The 247-nt window shown below is 43.3% G+C and carries 1 pseudogene; it reads left to right on the top strand.

What is annotated here, in order from left to right:
• Window positions 1–247, top strand: a pseudogene (locus tag SB765_RS32570) (hypothetical protein); the annotation flags it as partial.

Below are 247 nucleotides of genomic sequence, written 5' to 3'. Positions count from 1 at the left end.
AGTGTGACTGCGGCGCATAATCTAGTGACTCAATTAGTGCAGCAGCTTGCAGATCAGCAAGAGGAAAATGTGTACTTTCCAGCACCTGAAGTAGTGGCAGGTAGTGATTTTGCTTTTTTTAAAATGCCGCAGGCACGTAAAAATGCACTGCATAATCACGCTGAATTTTGTGCTATTCACCCCAAGGAGGATGATTTAGACCAATGGCTTACTTTAAAAGGAATTGGCCCTTGGACGGTTAATTACG

Source organism: Pseudomonas sp. SIMBA_067 (genome assembly GCF_046534675.1).
Lineage (GTDB): Bacteria > Pseudomonadota > Gammaproteobacteria > Pseudomonadales > Pseudomonadaceae > Aquipseudomonas > Aquipseudomonas putida.
Note: the sequence above shows the minus strand (reverse complement) of the source record. Positions and strands in the feature narration are given on the sequence as shown.